We start from the raw sequence: 14,762 nt of genomic DNA, 5'->3' as shown, positions 1-14,762 counted from the left end.
AATGGCGGGCGCGACATCGGCGTTGTGAACTGAACGTAGACTGGCACTTCCTGCCGACCGCGCCCAGAGCGATAGCGGCCGGAGCATATTCAACTGGCTTTCGAGGAGAACTGTGGGACAGAACCCCATTCGCGTGGCAATCATTGGAGTCGGCAACTGCGCCGCGTCGCTGGTGCAGGGCGTGCACTACTACCGCGATGCGGACCCGGCCGGCACGGTGCCCGGCCTGATGCACGTCGAGTTCGGCAAGTACCACGTGGGCGACGTGGAATTCGTCGCCGCGTTCGACGTCGACGGCAAGAAGGTCGGCCACGATCTCGCCGAGGCCATCGGCGCCAGCGAGAACAACACCATCAAGATCGCCGAGGTACCCCCCACCGGAGTAATCGTCCAGCGCGGCCACACCCTGGACGGCCTGGGCAAGTACTACCGCGAGACCATCGTTGAATCCGACGAGGAGCCCGTGGACATCGTGGGCCAGCTCAAGGCCGCCAAGGCCGACGTCCTGGTCTGCTACCTGCCCGTCGGCTCGGACCACGCCGCGAAGTACTACGCCCAGTGCGCCATCGACGCAGGCGTCGCCTTCGTCAACGCCCTGCCCGTCTTCATCGCCGGCACCAAGGAGTGGGCGGACAAGTTCACCGAGGCCGGCATCCCGATCGTGGGCGACGACATCAAGAGCCAGATCGGGGCCACCATCACCCACCGCGTCATGGCGAAACTCTTCGAGGACCGCGGCGTCACCCTGGACCGGACGTACCAGCTCAACGTCGGCGGGAACATGGACTTCAAGAACATGCTCGAGCGCGACCGCCTCGAGTCCAAGAAGATCTCCAAGACCCAGGCCGTGACCTCCAACGTCAAGGCCGAGCTGCACGCCGACGACGTCCACATCGGCCCGTCGGACTACGTCGCCTGGCTCGATGACCGTAAGTGGGCTTTCGTCCGCCTCGAGGGACGCAACTTCGGTGACGCCCCCGTCTCCCTCGAGTACAAGCTCGAGGTCTGGGACTCCCCGAACTCCGCAGGTGTGATCATCGATGCCATCCGCGCCGCGAAGATCGCACTGGATCGCGGCATCGGCGGACCGATCCTCTCCGCGTCCAGCTACTTCATGAAGTCCCCACCCGAGCAGTACGCCGACGACATCGCCTTCGAGAAGGTCGAAGCCTTCATCCGCGGCGACATCGACCGCTAGGCACTGCCCGCCACGCGACTGATCCGATGAGAGGCCGGGACGACGACGTCGTCCCGGCCTCTCATCTCTCCAGGGCGGCAGTCCGGCGGGGGTTAGAAGAGCCCGACGGCGTTGCCGTCCGCGTCGACATCCATGCGGAGCGCCGCCGGCTCCTTCGGCAGGCCCGGCATGGTCATGACGGAACCCGTGAGGGCCACGATGAACCCCGCGCCCGTCTTCGGGATGAGGTCCCGGACATGCACGGTGAAACCCTTGGGGGCACCGAGCACGGTCGCGTCGTCCGAGAACGAGTACTGGGTCTTGGCCATGCAGACGGGCAATCCTGACCAGCCGTTCGCCTCGATCTCCTTGAGCCGTCGCAACGCCGGGACGGAGAAGTCGACGCCGTCGGCCCCGTAGATCTCCTGGACGATGGTGCGGATCTTCTCCTCCACCGACAGGTCGAGGGAGTAGAGGTGCGAGAAGGCGACGGGCCGGTCGAGGGCCGCGAGCACCGTGGCCGCGAGATCGTCCCCACCGGGGCCGCCTCCGCCCTGGCCCCAGACGTCGGCGACCGCTGCATCGATGCCCTCGCCCGCGCACCAGGACAGCAGCCACTCGAGTTCTTCCTCGGTGTCCGTGCCGAACCGGTTGATGGCGACCACGGGCGTGACGCCGAACTTCTCGACGTTCCGCACATGGCGGAGCAGGTTCGCGGTCCCGTCGCGGAGGGCCTCCACATCGGGCATGGCGAGGTCCGCCTTCGCGACGCCCCCGTGCATCTTGAGCGCCCGGACGGTCGCGACGACGACGACGGCGTCGGGGGCCACATCCGCGACGCGTGCCTTGATGTCCATGAACTTCTCGGCGCCGAGGTCGGCGCCGAAGCCGGCCTCGGTGACCACGATGTCGGCCAGGCTCCGGGCCGTCCGTGTGGCGATCACCGAGTTGCAGCCGTGCGCGATGTTCGCGAAGGGTCCGCCGTGCACGAGGGCCGGGGTGCCGGCGATGGTCTGCACGAGGTTGGGCTTGATGGCGTCCTTGAGCAGCAGCGCCAGCGCACCCTCAACCTGCAGGTCGCCCACCGTGAGGGGTGTGCGGTCGAAGGTGTAGCCGAAGGTGATGGCGGCGAGCCGCCGCTTGAGATCGTCGAGGTCGCGGGCGAGGCAGAAGACGGCCATGACCTCGGACGCCACGGTGATGTCGAAGCCGTCCTGCCGGGGCGTGCCCTGCGCGGGGCCGCCGAGTCCGATGACCACCTCGCGCAGGGCCCTGTCATTGACGTCCAGCACGCGCTTGAAGGTGATCCGACGGGGGTCGATCCCGAGGTCGTTGCCCTGATGGATGTGGTTGTCGATCAGCGCGGCCAGTGCGTTGTTGGCGGAGGTGATGGCATGGAAGTCACCCGTGAAGTGGAGGTTGATCTCGTCCATCGGCAGGACCTGCGAGTACCCTCCGCCGGTCGCCCCGCCCTTCATGCCGAGCACGGGCCCGAGGGACGGCTCGCGCAGGGCGATCATGACACGCTGACCGGCCCGCGCCAGCGAATCCGCGAGCCCCACCGTACAGGTGGACTTGCCCTCGCCCGCCGGCGTAGGGCTCATGGCACTGACCAGCACCACTTTCCCCGGCGCGCGCCCGGTCCCGGGCAGGAGGCGCGGATCGATCTTCGCCTTGAAGCGACCGTGCAGTTCGAGCGCCTCCCGGGGGATCCCTGCAGCATCGGCAATGTCCTCGATGGGCCTGACCGCAGCGGCGCGGGCAATCTCAAGATCGCTCATGCAGCCAACCTACCAGCGCGCTCGGGTCAGGCTGCCGGGAGCCCCGCCCTGTCGAGCACGTAGGCGATCAGCGGGTCGTACAGCCCGGGGCACACGTTGTCGTCGAGCGGGACGGCCACCTCGAGGTGCCCCTGTGCCTCCGAGACGAACAGCCCGGGATCGTTGCAGTCGGCGAAGCCGAGGGTGGGAATCCCGGCGTCGGCTGCCTGCCCCGCCCACCCGTGATCCGCCACCACGAGGTCGGGCAGGCCCGCACCGTCCCCGGCGAGGGTCTCGAGACTCAGGCGCATGGGGTCCGGGGAGTGCGTGTGCATCAGGCCCCCGTGCTGGTGCCACACCAGCACACCGAAGATCTGCCGGATGTCGCCGGCACGGAAGCGCCGCCCCTCGGGCACCTGCACCACGGTCGCACCGGCTGCTGCGACGGCACGGGCGAAGGCCGCATGGACGGGCAGCAGTCCCGCGGGGTGTCCGGTGGCGAAGAGGATCCGCTCCTTCCGGTGCGCCGCCTCGCCGAGGCGGTCCGCGAGCCTGTCGAGTGCAGCGACGCAGAGAGCGCCGTCGATGGTGTCCTGGCCCTCCGTATGGGTGTGATCCGCGCTCGTCCCCACGCGCTCGTGCATGAGGTCGAAGACGTCGTCGTACGTCCACTCACGCGTGAGCGTCACACCGAACTCGAGGTTCTCGTTCCCCTCGAGGAACAGACGCATGTGCCGGAGGTTGTCCTGTCGGGGCGTTGCCACCGGACCGGTGATGAGGGCGGAGTCGAGGTAGGCAGCGAGCTCGGTGGGGTTCACGTACCCATCCTAGGGGCGTGCCGGGGAGCCCTTGCGAGCGGTCGCGGGAGAGAACCGGTCGACGGCGGTGCGGTAGCTCTGCGCGGTCAGCAGGGCCGTGCGCTGCCAACCGAACGCCAGCGCGTGCGTTGCCGCTCCGCGCCCGAGTGTCTCCCTCAGCCGGACGTCGTCGTGAAGCCGTTCGAGCGCATCCGCCCAGCGTCCGGCGGAGTGGCCGTCCACCAGGAGCCCGCTGCGGCCGTCGCTGACGGCCTGCGGCAGCCCGCCCACGTTCGCCGCGATCACCGGCGTCCCGCAGGCCTGCGCCTCCAGAGCCACCAGCCCGAAGGACTCGCTGAAGGACGGCATCGCCACGGCATCCGCCGCACGGAACCACTGCGCGAGATGCGCGGCGGTCACCGGTGGGTACAGGCGGATGTCATCGGTGAGCCCCGCGGCATCGATGAGGGGTTGCAGGGCGAGGGCCTCGGACCCGCTGCCCGAGCCCAGGATGCTGACCACGAGGGGGATGTCGGGGCGGCGACGGCGGAGCTCCTCCGCGGCGGCGACCAGCACCTGCGGTCCCTTCAGTTTCTGGATCCGGCCGGCGAACACCACGTGGAACTGCCCGGGAGGGAAGGCGAGCGCAGCGCGTGCCGCCGAGCGATCGCGCGGATGGAAGGTCGTGAGATCCACCCCGGGTGCCACGACGTCGATGCGCTCCGGGGCCGCCCCGTAGAGGGAGACCAGTTCAGCGGCCTCGGTACTGGTGTTGGCGATGAGCCGCTCCGCATCCGCGACGATCCGCTGCTCCCCGGTCACGCGGTCCTCCGGCTCCGGAGCCCCGAGCGACTTCATCCGCAGGTCCTTCACCTTCGCCATGGTGTGCATGGAATGCACGAGCGGCAGGTTCATCTCCCTGCTGAGCATCAGGCCCACCATGCCGGAGACCCAGTAGTGGGAATGCAGCACGTCGAAGTGTCCGTCCGCAAGAAGATCCGCGACATCGGTGATCGCGTCCGCGAAGGTGTCACTCAGCTCGGGGAGATCCTCCTTGGGAATGCGCTGACGAGGCCCGGCCTCCAGATGGTGCACCACGACGCCGTCACCCAGCACCTCACGGCTGGGCCGGCCCTCACCCGCCTCCCGCGTGAAGATCTCGACGTCGATCCCTACACGGGCGAGCTCGAGCGCGGTGCTCCTGACATAGACGTTCATGCCCCCGGCATCACCCCTACCGGGTTGCTCGAGGGGGGAGGTGTGCAGGGACAGCATGGCTACGCGCCGAACGCCGGACACACCCTCTCCCTTCCGGCCGGCACGTAGGGAGGCGGCCGGTCCAGTGACTCCCCTGACCCTACAACGCACTGTTCGTGCGCTGAATTCCGGGTACGCCGAGCCTCGGCGCCCCGTGCGGCGTCCGATCAGGCGGGCCTCCGCAGGATCGCTGAAGTGATCGCTGTGGGGCACGCCGTCGGACCGACGCTCACCGGATGTGGAGCAGATGGTTCGGTTGCTCGAACCGCCGCGAGTCGTCCCAGGGACCGCGGGCCTCACTGGAGAGGATGCGCCCGCAGAGCGAGAGACCGTTGCGCCACCTCGCGAGGAGACGCTGGACGTCGGCCCTGCGATGGAACGCAGGCATCGTGACCTCCGGCGCGCCCGGCAGATCCTGCCGGGCGGTGCCACCGGTGGCGCCGTCCGGCGGTGTCAGGGAGCCGCCGATGATCAATTCACCCCGCAACGATTCACCGGAAGGCGGGGGTGCGTTCATCATGGATGATTCGGGTTCGTCGAGGAATTGGGCAGGCAAGGGCTGGGAATCGGTCATGACCACTTTCAGGGCGTGAATTCAGGCAGGAGAATGCGATGAATTGAAAGGGAAAGGGAAAAGGAAGACGCGCACGGGTGCGGGTCGAAGCGAGTGGGCCGGCTGGTGCCGGTGCGCGGTCTTCCTAGTGCGTACGGATGAAGAAGGCGGGATTGGTGCGGCGGGCGTAGGTCACGCCGAGCAGGGTATTCACAATCTCCACCTCCTTTTCGCTGGATAGCACGTACCGATCAGTGCCGGCCGAATCCCCACTCGATGAGTTGGGAAGGCCCAATGGCACGTAAGTAAAGCTACCGTAAGAATTAGCGTCGGCATAGACCGATGCGCATATTTGTCGATGAATTTTTGGAAGGGGCGAATTCGGTGCATCATCCGGTCGGCCCTACCCCGCGTGTCGTCGAGATCGATGCGCTGCGGGGACTGGCGCTCTTCGGCATCCTGATGGTGAACATCTGGTTCTTCGCGGATTCGTCCACCGTGGCCGGCGGGCCGGACACGACCACAACCCCGATGGCGGACCTGATCGTCCTCTTCCTCGTGGCGACCTTCTTCGAGGGCAAGTTCTACCTGCTGTTCTCCCTGCTGTTCGGCTACGGATTCGCCGTGCTCCAGGGTGCGGGCGGACAGGATCCGCTCCGGCCGGTGCGTCGCCGCCTCGGATTCCTCGCCGTGCTGGGTGTCCTGCACGGGGTCCTGCTCTTCTACGGTGACATCCTGCTCACCTACGCGCTGGCGGGCGCACTCCTCGTAGCCACCCGAGGGATCCCCGTCCGGAGGGCCCTCGGCGTCGCGGTCGCCATCACGTCCGGCGTCGCCATCCTCTTCCTCGGCGCCGCCGTCCTCCTGCTGGTCATCGGTGCGGACGGGACATCGTCGGCGACGGGCACCGCGCTGCCGCTGACGGGCGGGCCCGGCGCCGCGCTGGCCGTCAACGCGGCCACGTACGGAATCGTCCTGCCGTCGGTGGTCCTCTTCCAGGGTCCCCTCGCCCTCGCCGCGTTCTACGCCGGTTCAGCCTTCGCCGGCTCCGGCGTCCTCCGGCCCGATCCTCCCTCGGAGGTCGTTCTTCGTCGCGTGGCGTTCCTGATCCTGCCGGTGGGTCTGGGCGTATCGGCGCTCCAGGCCTGTCTGTCCCTGTGGGCCGAGGGCGAGGCCGCCGCCCTCCTGGCCACCGGGCTCTCGGTCGCGGCCTCCCCCCTCGTCACGCTCGGGTACGCCTCACTGCTCCTGCTCCTCGTGCGGACCCGCGCGGGAGGCCTGCTGACAGGGATACTCGCCCCAGCCGGCCGCTTGTCGCTCAGCAACTACCTAGGGCAGTCGGTCCTGCTCTGCATCCTGTTCACCGGCTACGGATTCGGCCTCATGGACGAGGTTCCACCCACGGCGGTCCCCGGCATCGTCGTCGTGATCTTCACCGCACAGTCGGCGGTCAGTCGGCTCGTCCTGGCGACCGGCCGTACGGGCCCTCTCGAACAGGCCCTCCGCTGGTTCGTCCACCGCCCTGGAAGGAGGCCGGGAACCTGACACGCGGCGCCGTCGGGATCCGGGGTCCGGGACCGGACGGGCGCCCCGAGGTGCAGGGTGGCATCCTGTCTCAGAGGTTCCAGTGCACGATCGCGGGTGTCCGCTTGTCCCAGCCGAGCGCGCACACAGCGGCGGTGCCGAGCACGAAGCGGCGTCCCTCGATGGCCCCGAACTGCATCCACCGGGCAGCGACGATCCGCAGGAAATGTCCGTGGGCCACCAGCAGTGCGTTCTCGACAGGCTTCGCCGCCGGATCCCTGTCCGCCGGGGTACCGCACCCTGCCTGGACGCGGGCGATCACGCGGTCCGCCCGCTCCGACACCTGATCCAGCGTCTCGCCGTTGGGCACGCCGTCGTTCCAGATCAGGTAGCCGGGGTTCTCCTCGCGGACTGTTGCACTGTGGCGACCCTCGTTGTCGCCGTAGTCCCACTCGTGGGCGAAGGGAAGGACCTCCGCGTCGGCGAAGCCCGCGAGCTCGGCCGTCCGGACGGCACGCTGGAGTGGCGAGGTCAGCACGAGACCGAAGTCGATTCCCTCGAGGTGCTCGCGTGCCGCGAGAGCCTGTTCCTCGCCGTGCTCCGTGAGCGGCAGGTCCGTGAGACCCGTGTACCTGCCGTCCCTCGACCACTCCGTCTCGCCGTGGCGCAGGAGCCACAGCTTCGGCAGGGGCGTGCCCGCGGGCGTGAGGTCAGGGGTGGCTGCGCCGGTCATGGGCTTCATGGTGTGCTCTCCTGGGATTCGGGTTGTTCGCCCCACCACCGGCGGAGCTTCGTTTCTGCGTCCGCCGGCTCGTGCGGTCCGTGCTCCATGCGCTCCTCGAGGAGGAACCGGTAGGCGCGCCCCACCACAGGGCCGGGGCGGATTCCCAGCAGCAGCATGATCTGCTCGCCGTCGAGGTCGGGGCGGATCGACGCCAGCTCCTCCTGCTCGGCGAGCACCGCGATCCGGGTCTCGAGGTCGTCGTAGGCGAAGGCGAGCCGCTCGGCCTTCCGCCGGTTACGCGTCGTGACGTCGGAGCGGGTGAGGCGGTGGAGCCGCTCGAGCAGCGGACCGGCGTCGCTCACGTAGCGCCGCACGGCGGAATCGCTCCAGCCGGCCTCGCCGTACCCGTAGAAGCGCATGTGCAGCTCCACCAGGCGGGCAACGGACTTGACGGTGTCGTTGTCGAAACGCAGGGCGCGCAGCCGTCTGGCAGCGAGCTTGGCGCCCACGGCGTCGTGATGGCGGAAGCTGACCGCTCCGCCCGGCTCGAACTTCCGGGTCGCGGGCTTGCCGATGTCGTGCAGGAGTGCCGCGAGGCGCAGGACGACGTCGGGAGCGGGAACCGGTCCGTCGTCACCCGTCTCCAGCTCGCACGCCTGGCGCAGCACGGTCAGCGAGTGCTGGTAGACGTCCTTGTGCCGATGGTGCTCGTCCGTCTCGAGTCGCAGCGCCGAGACCTCGGGCAGCACGTGGTCGGCCAGACCCGTGTCGACGAGGATGTCCACCCCGGCGTCGGGCGCAGCGCCCTGGATGAGCTTCACCAGCTCGTCACGGATGCGTTCCGCGGAGATGATCGAGATGCGGTCGGCCATGCCCGTCATCGCCTCCGCGACCTCGGGCGCCACGCTGACGCCCAACTGCGAGACGAAACGCGCGGCGCGCATCATGCGGAGCGGATCGTCCGAGAAGGACGACGACGGCGTGCCGGGGGTGCGCAGGATGCCGGCGTGGAGGTCGCGGACACCGCCGAACAGATCCACGAGTTCCAGGGAGGGCAGCCGCAGCGCCATCGCGTTGATGGTGAAGTCGCGGCGGACGAGGTCGTCCTCGAGGCTCGACCCGAACGCCACGGCGGGCTTCCGGGATGCGGGATCATAGGCTTCCGCACGGTAGGTGGTGATCTCGATCTGGAAGCCGTCCTTGCGGAGGCCGATGGTGCCGAACGCCCGGCCCATCTCCCAGTAGGCATCAGCCCATCGCTTCACGATGGCCAGTGTCCGGTCCGGGTCGGCGTCCGTGGTGAAGTCCAGATCGGGTGAGACCCGCCCGAGGAAGAGATCGCGGACGGGTCCGCCCACGAGGGAGAGCTCGTGTCCTGCGGCGTCGAAGAGTGCGCCGACCTCGAGGACCACGGGAGGGAGGGGTGCGGTGAGGGTCGAGGTGTCCAGCAGATGCGCCATAGTCCCTTAAGGGTGCCAGATCGGGCAGCCTTGTCCACACCGCGGCGCCGGTCCTGCCGCCCTTGCCCTGCCCTCATGCGGGCCCGTCGCAGGGCCCGGGATCCGGGTGCGGACCCGGTCCCGAAGCGGCCCCGCACCCGGTCGTGCCGTCAGTGCGTCCGCTGAAAGATCGTTAGAGTGGTCATCATGGACCGTCCCGTTCCAAGTGCTCCGAAGCGCACCCCGTTGACAGTGTCAATGGGAACCACGGGCATGCCTGCCGTCCAGCACCAGCTGCCCACGGTGGAGGAGGTCTCCGCCGGAGGGATCGTCGTCGACGCCTCGCGGAAGACACTCGACGTCGCCATCATCGCCCGCCTCAACCGCGGCGGGCGCCTCGAGTGGTGCCTGCCGAAGGGCCACCCCGAGGGGGTGGAGAACAACGAGGAAGCGGCCGTCCGTGAGATCGCCGAGGAGACCGGCATCGAGGGCCGGATCGTCTCGACGCTCGGCAGTATCGACTACTGGTTCACCGTCAGCGGCCATCGCGTGCACAAGACCGTGCACCACTTCCTGCTCATCGCGACAGGTGGCTACCTGACCATCGAGAACGATCCCGACCACGAGGCCATCGACGTCGCCTGGGTCCCGCTGCAGGAGCTCGGTCGGCGCCTGTCCTTCCCCAACGAGCGCCGTATCGCCGATCTCGCGCGTGAAGAACTGCCCGAGCACCTCTGAGCCTCGATGCACCACCTGACCTGACCGCCGTCCGACCGGGCAGCGCCGTCGTTCCCGTGGGTGAGACGATGGGACGCGATGTCTGACACCAACACCTCCTCGATTCCCCTGCAGGACGACGGATCTCCGGCCAACGAGGATCCGTCTGATCCCCGCAGCGGCTCCACCGCCCGCTCGAGCGCCATCATGGCGGCGGGCACGCTCGTCTCCCGTGTCCTCGGACTCGTCCGCGTGGCCCTCCTCGCAACGGCGATCGGCGCGGCAGGCCAGGTCTCGGATCTCTTCGTCTCGGCCAACAACCTGCCCAACTTCCTCTATCTGATGCTCGCCGGCGGGGTCTTCAACGCCGTCCTCGTGCCGCAGATCATCCGCGCGAGCCGCTTGCCGGACCGGGGCGCGGACTTCGTCAGCCGCCTCCTCACCCTTGCCGCCGCAGCTCTGTTGGTGCTGACGGTCGTGGTCACCCTTGCCGCACCGCTCATCGTGGACGTCACCACGCGTTTCACAGGGGCGAACCTCGCCCTGGCGACCACGTTCGCCTTCTGGTGCCTGCCCCAGATCTTCTTCTACGGCATGTACGCGGTGATCGGTCAGATCCTCAACGCGAACGGCTCCTTCGGGCCCTACATGTGGGCTCCCGTGGTCAACAACATCGTGTCGATCGCCTTCCTGATCGTCTTCATCACACTGATGGGGACGGAGCAGGCCGAGCGGCACCGTCCGGAGACCTGGACCGTCGACCAGACACTGCTGCTCGCGGGCGGGACCACCCTCGGCATCGTGATCCAGGCACTGGTCCTCCTGATCCCCCTCAAGCGCCTCAACCTCGGGCTGCGGCCCAGGTTCGGCATCCGCGGCACCGGTCTCGGCCGGACGGGGAAGCTCGCCTCGGTCACGATCGTGACGATGCTGATCGGTAACGGGCTGTACCTCGTGAACCAGTTCGTGGCGACCATGGCCTCCAATGCGAGGCCGAGGTTCCTGGCGCAGGATCCGCCGGTGGAGATCGCCGGACTCGCCAATCTCGAATTCGGTTCGATGGTCTACCAGTTGCCGCACGCGGTGATCGCACTCTCGCTCGCCACGGTGATGTTCAACCAGCTGTCCTCCGCCCATGCCGACAACGACCTCGTCGCCGTGCGCGCCACACTGTCGCAGGGTCTGCGGATCATCGGCGTGGCGACGGTCTTCGGCGCCGCGGCGCTGCTCGCGTTCGCCGGGCCACTCGGCGTGCTGTTCAGTGAATCGCCGTCCAGCGCCGCCATCAACGGCGTCATCATCGCGATCCTCGCCGTCGGGGCTCCGTTCCTCAGCGCCAACTTCTTCCTCAGCCGCGTGTTCTACGCTGCCGAGGACGTCCGGACGCCACTCAGGATCCAGCTGATCCTGTCCGTCGTCGGGGTGGTCCTCGCCCTGATAGCGTCCACGTTCGATCCGCGCCTGATCGTCCCCATGCTCGCGGTCGCCTATTCGGTCGGCAATGTGATCGCCGTCGTCATCAGCCATGTCTTCCTCACGCGTGCCATCGGCCCCTACGGCGCGGGGCACGTCTTCGACGTCCACGTGCGCCTCGCCGTCGCCGGAATAGTCGCGGCGGCCGCCGGGACCGCAGTGTGCTGGGTCTTCGGCGGCTACGACGCCGCTGGCTTCGTCTGGCAGTCGAAGCTGAACGCCGTCGTCGTGCTGGCGCTAGGAGGGACCGTGATGGGCGCCGCGTACCTGGCCATGCTGAAACTGCTCCGCGTCACCGAACTGACCGACTTCGTAGGCCCGCTCCTGGGACGATTCCGCCCGAGCGGCGGCTGACGCGCCAGCCAGGGAATGGCCGGACCGACCGGTAGCATGGGTAAAAATCAGCGAGGTTTCGCCGGGAGGAACACGTGCCAGAAGCAGTAGACGTCGGTTCAGTGCTGGGCGGCCGTTACAAGGTGACCGCCTATGTCCTGGCATCTGCTGAGAAGGATCTCGTGCTCGACGGCGTCGATCAGGTCCTCAACCGGCCGGTCAGCATTCTCGTCGCGTCGCCCGGGAATGCCTCGCAGGTCGCCACGAGCGCCCGGGAACTCGCGTCGGGAGATCGCAACGAGAACATCCAGGTACTCGATCTCGGGATCACCGAGACAGGCACCTATCTCGTGACCAATCGTGCTCCTGCCGCGGACATGCTGGATCTGATCGTCCAACAGGACGCCCCTGCAGCTGAGGCACCCTACGTCGAGCCGTTCTTCACGGACACGCTCGGCTCCGAGATCTTCGGCGGCCCCCGCTCCACGGAACCCGAGACGTACGACGACGACCACTACGGTGACGGTCACTACGGCGACGGTCATCCCGGCGACGACGACGAGGACGGGCACCCGCGGAAGTCCAGGTTCTCGGGACTGATGGGACGCTTCGGGCGGAACGGTTCCGACGACTCCACCGGGAATTCCGCAGAGGACTCCCGCGGTGACTCCCGCGAGGACGACGACACCTCGGACCTCCCACCCGTGGCTGCCCGGCCCGCAGGGGAGCGCCGACCCTCCACGCACACCGTCCCGCCGCCTCCCAGCAGCCGCCCGGCGGCATCCTCGAACTACTCCGACGACGACCGGGAGCCAGATGGTGATCGGCACCGCTCGTCGACGGCGGGAGTGGTCACCGCTGGAGCTGTGGGTGCTGGAGCTGTGGGTGCTGGAGCTGCCGGCGGAGGAGCGCTGGGTGCGGGAGCGCCGGGCGCTGCGTCGAGCTCAGAGTCCGGTCGTGCGGCGTCGCGCTTTCCCCTGTCAGGAAGCGGGGACGGCCGCTTCGACGACGGCTACGACGACCCCGACACGTCCGACCACTACGGTGAGCCCGAGAGCGACGACGATACAGGTGGGCGCACCTTCACGCGCGTCCTGGTCGGAGTCGTCCTGACGGTCGTCCTCGTGGTGGCCGTCGTCCTCGCCGCAACACAGTTGGGATCGATCTTCGGCGGCAGCACGACGGCGGATGAGGAGACGGAGCAGGTGACGACCGCTCCCACTGCGGAACCGGAACCCACGACTCCGGCACCGACCACGGCAGAGGCAGAGCCCACCCCCGAGGCCGCCGACCCCGTCATCACGGGGATCACCCGTCAGGTGCCCGACTCTCCCGAACTCGATGCAGGCAATGACGTCAACCTGCCCCTGATCATCGATGGGAACCCCGCCACCTTCTGGGGCAACCAGGTGTATGCGAGCGATACCTTCGGCGGTCTGGCGACGAGCCTCGCGCTCGTGGTGGAGCTCGAGGAGGAATCCGCCATCTCCCAGGTCTCGATCGACCAACTCAACGGCGCGGGCGGCATCTTCACGGTCCTGGTGAACGACGAGCCGACACCCGTGGGCGCGCAGCAGATCGCCCAGGGAGGGTTCACGGCGCCCACCGTGACCCTGCCCATTCCAGCGGGAGCCGACGGACAACCGACCGGCCGGTACGTGATCATCAACTTCACACAGCTGCCCAGACTCTCCAACATCCAGGCACAGTTCCCCTTCGGTCTCAGGATCGCGGAGATCCGCGTCAGTTGACCCGACCGGCCGCCCGGCTTCCATCCGGAGTCGCCGCGGCGAGCACGTGGAGCTCATCGCGACCCGCCACCACGTCGGCCGTCCGCCCGGGCGGTCGACGGAATAAGGCTGCGTGTGGTTCCGTTGGAGGAAGTGTCTGCCGAAGTGTCCGGCTCGGGCATATCAGCGATGGAGAAGACAGAAAGGTCTTTCGAGAACGTGACGACGCATACCGAGGTCCAGATGGACAAGCCGACCCAAGAGACCCAGGACAACGGGCAGAAGATCCACGACGTCATCATCGTCGGATCGGGCCCTTCGGGCTACACGGCCGCGGTCTACACTGCACGCGCCAATCTGAAGCCCGTGATGATCGCCAGTTCCGTGAAAGCCGGCGGTGAGCTCATGAACACCACCGACGTCGAGAACTTTCCCGGTTTCCCCGAGGGAGTCATGGGACCCGATCTCATGGAGCAGTTCGAAAAACAGGCCCGGCGCTTCGGCACCGAGGTGCTCTATGAGGACGTCGTATCGGCCGACCTCGCCGGGGACATCAAGAAGCTCACGATTGCCACGGGCGAGGAGTTCCTGGCACGGGCGGTCATCATCTCGACCGGCTCTGAGTACCGCGAGATCGGCCTGGACGACGAGAAGCGACTGTCGGGCCACGGCGTCAGCTGGTGCGCTACCTGCGACGGCTTCTTCTTCCGCGACCAGGACATCGCCGTGATCGGCGGTGGCGATTCCGCGATGGAGGAGGCCCTCTTCCTGACCAAGTTCGCGCGATCGGTGACCGTCATCCACCGGCGCGACACGCTGCGTGCCTCCAAGATCATGCAGGACCGCGCTTTCGCCCATGAGAAGATCTCCTTCGTCTGGAACTCGGAGGTCGTCGCCATCCAGGGCAGGGACAAGGTCACGGGGCTCACCCTGGCGAGCACGGTCGACGGGTCGACGAGCGACATCGCCGTCACCGGAATCTTCGTTGCCATAGGCAACGATCCCCGTGTCGAGCTGGTCAAGGACCAGCTCGAGCTCACCTCGGAGGGCACCATCGCAGTACAGGGCCGCACATCGAAGACGTCGATCGCCGGCGTTTTTGCCGCGGGTGACGTCATCGATCCGACCTACCGGCAGGCGATCACCGCTTCCGGAAGCGGCTGCGTGGCAGCCCTCGATGTGGAGCACTACCTCGCCGATACCGTCAGCGCAGGACAGACCGCCGCAAGGGTGCCCACCCCTCCAGCCGAAGCCGTATCCGAAAAAGCCTCTCTCTGA

General features: G+C 67.9%; 12 protein-coding genes. 6 read left to right on the top strand and 6 right to left on the bottom strand.

The features are described 5' to 3' along the window. The first annotated feature begins 112 nt into the window (after positions 1-112). Positions 113-1,198, top strand: a complete 1,086-nt coding sequence (locus FJV46_RS05775) for an inositol-3-phosphate synthase (RefSeq protein ID WP_087029048.1) — start codon at positions 113-115, stop codon at positions 1,196-1,198. Between the two features lie 92 nt (positions 1,199-1,290). On the opposite strand, the gene FJV46_RS05770 is transcribed toward FJV46_RS05775, so the two are convergent. The 4 genes from FJV46_RS05770 to FJV46_RS05755 all read right to left on the bottom strand — a co-directional run bounded on the left by FJV46_RS05770 (position 1,291) and on the right by FJV46_RS05755 (position 5,565). Beyond that, entirely contained in the window at positions 1,291-2,958 is a 1,668-nt protein-coding gene (locus FJV46_RS05770; protein WP_087029050.1) for a formate--tetrahydrofolate ligase, read from the bottom strand. A gap of 26 nt (positions 2,959-2,984) precedes the next feature. Further along, a complete protein-coding gene (locus FJV46_RS05765; protein ID WP_087029051.1) occupies positions 2,985-3,755 on the bottom strand; it encodes a phosphatase in 771 nt (256 codons plus the stop codon). A 9-nt stretch (positions 3,756-3,764) separates the two neighbouring features. Beyond that, on the bottom strand, positions 3,765-5,033 hold the full coding sequence (gene mshA / locus FJV46_RS05760; protein ID WP_087029053.1) for a D-inositol-3-phosphate glycosyltransferase: 1,269 nt from the start codon (positions 5,031-5,033) through the stop codon (positions 3,765-3,767). A 187-nt stretch (positions 5,034-5,220) separates the two neighbouring features. After that, a complete protein-coding gene (locus tag FJV46_RS05755) occupies positions 5,221-5,565 on the bottom strand; it encodes a hypothetical protein (RefSeq protein ID WP_087029055.1) in 345 nt (114 codons plus the stop codon). Between the two features lie 363 nt (positions 5,566-5,928). Here FJV46_RS05755 and FJV46_RS05750 point away from each other — a divergent pair, with 363 nt between their 5' ends. Beyond that, complete coding sequence (locus FJV46_RS05750) at positions 5,929-7,089, top strand: DUF418 domain-containing protein (protein ID WP_158250150.1); 1,161 nt, start codon at positions 5,929-5,931, stop codon at positions 7,087-7,089. A gap of 70 nt (positions 7,090-7,159) precedes the next feature. Here the strand turns inward: FJV46_RS05750 and FJV46_RS05745 are convergent, their stop codons facing one another. Then, complete coding sequence (locus FJV46_RS05745; RefSeq protein WP_087029392.1) at positions 7,160-7,801, bottom strand: histidine phosphatase family protein; 642 nt, start codon at positions 7,799-7,801, stop codon at positions 7,160-7,162. Between the two features lie 5 nt (positions 7,802-7,806). After that, complete coding sequence (locus FJV46_RS05740) at positions 7,807-9,252, bottom strand: CCA tRNA nucleotidyltransferase (RefSeq protein WP_087029059.1); 1,446 nt, start codon at positions 9,250-9,252, stop codon at positions 7,807-7,809. Positions 9,253-9,489: 237 nt separating this feature from the next. Between FJV46_RS05740 and FJV46_RS05735 the strand changes: the two genes are divergently transcribed. The 4 genes from FJV46_RS05735 to trxB all read left to right on the top strand — a co-directional run bounded on the left by FJV46_RS05735 (position 9,490) and on the right by trxB (position 14,762). Further along, positions 9,490-9,969, top strand: a complete 480-nt coding sequence (locus FJV46_RS05735) for an NUDIX hydrolase (RefSeq protein ID WP_232008534.1) — start codon at positions 9,490-9,492, stop codon at positions 9,967-9,969. A gap of 78 nt (positions 9,970-10,047) precedes the next feature. Then, positions 10,048-11,775 carry a murein biosynthesis integral membrane protein MurJ gene (murJ, locus tag FJV46_RS05730; protein ID WP_087029061.1) on the top strand — a complete coding sequence of 576 codons (1,728 nt, stop codon included), beginning with the start codon at positions 10,048-10,050 and terminating at the stop codon, positions 11,773-11,775. A 74-nt stretch (positions 11,776-11,849) separates the two neighbouring features. Beyond that, positions 11,850-13,505, top strand: coding sequence for an ABC transporter substrate-binding protein (locus tag FJV46_RS05725; protein ID WP_126130664.1), 1,656 nt, complete (start codon positions 11,850-11,852; stop codon positions 13,503-13,505). Between the two features lie 222 nt (positions 13,506-13,727). Then, positions 13,728-14,762 carry a thioredoxin-disulfide reductase gene (gene trxB / locus FJV46_RS05720; RefSeq protein WP_087029394.1) on the top strand — a complete coding sequence of 345 codons (1,035 nt, stop codon included), beginning with the start codon at positions 13,728-13,730 and terminating at the stop codon, positions 14,760-14,762.

Origin of the sequence: Arthrobacter agilis, assembly GCF_006494655.1 — a bacterium.
GTDB classification, from domain to species: domain Bacteria; phylum Actinomycetota; class Actinomycetes; order Actinomycetales; family Micrococcaceae; genus Arthrobacter_D; species Arthrobacter_D agilis.
This window is presented reverse-complemented; position numbering and strand designations above follow the sequence as displayed.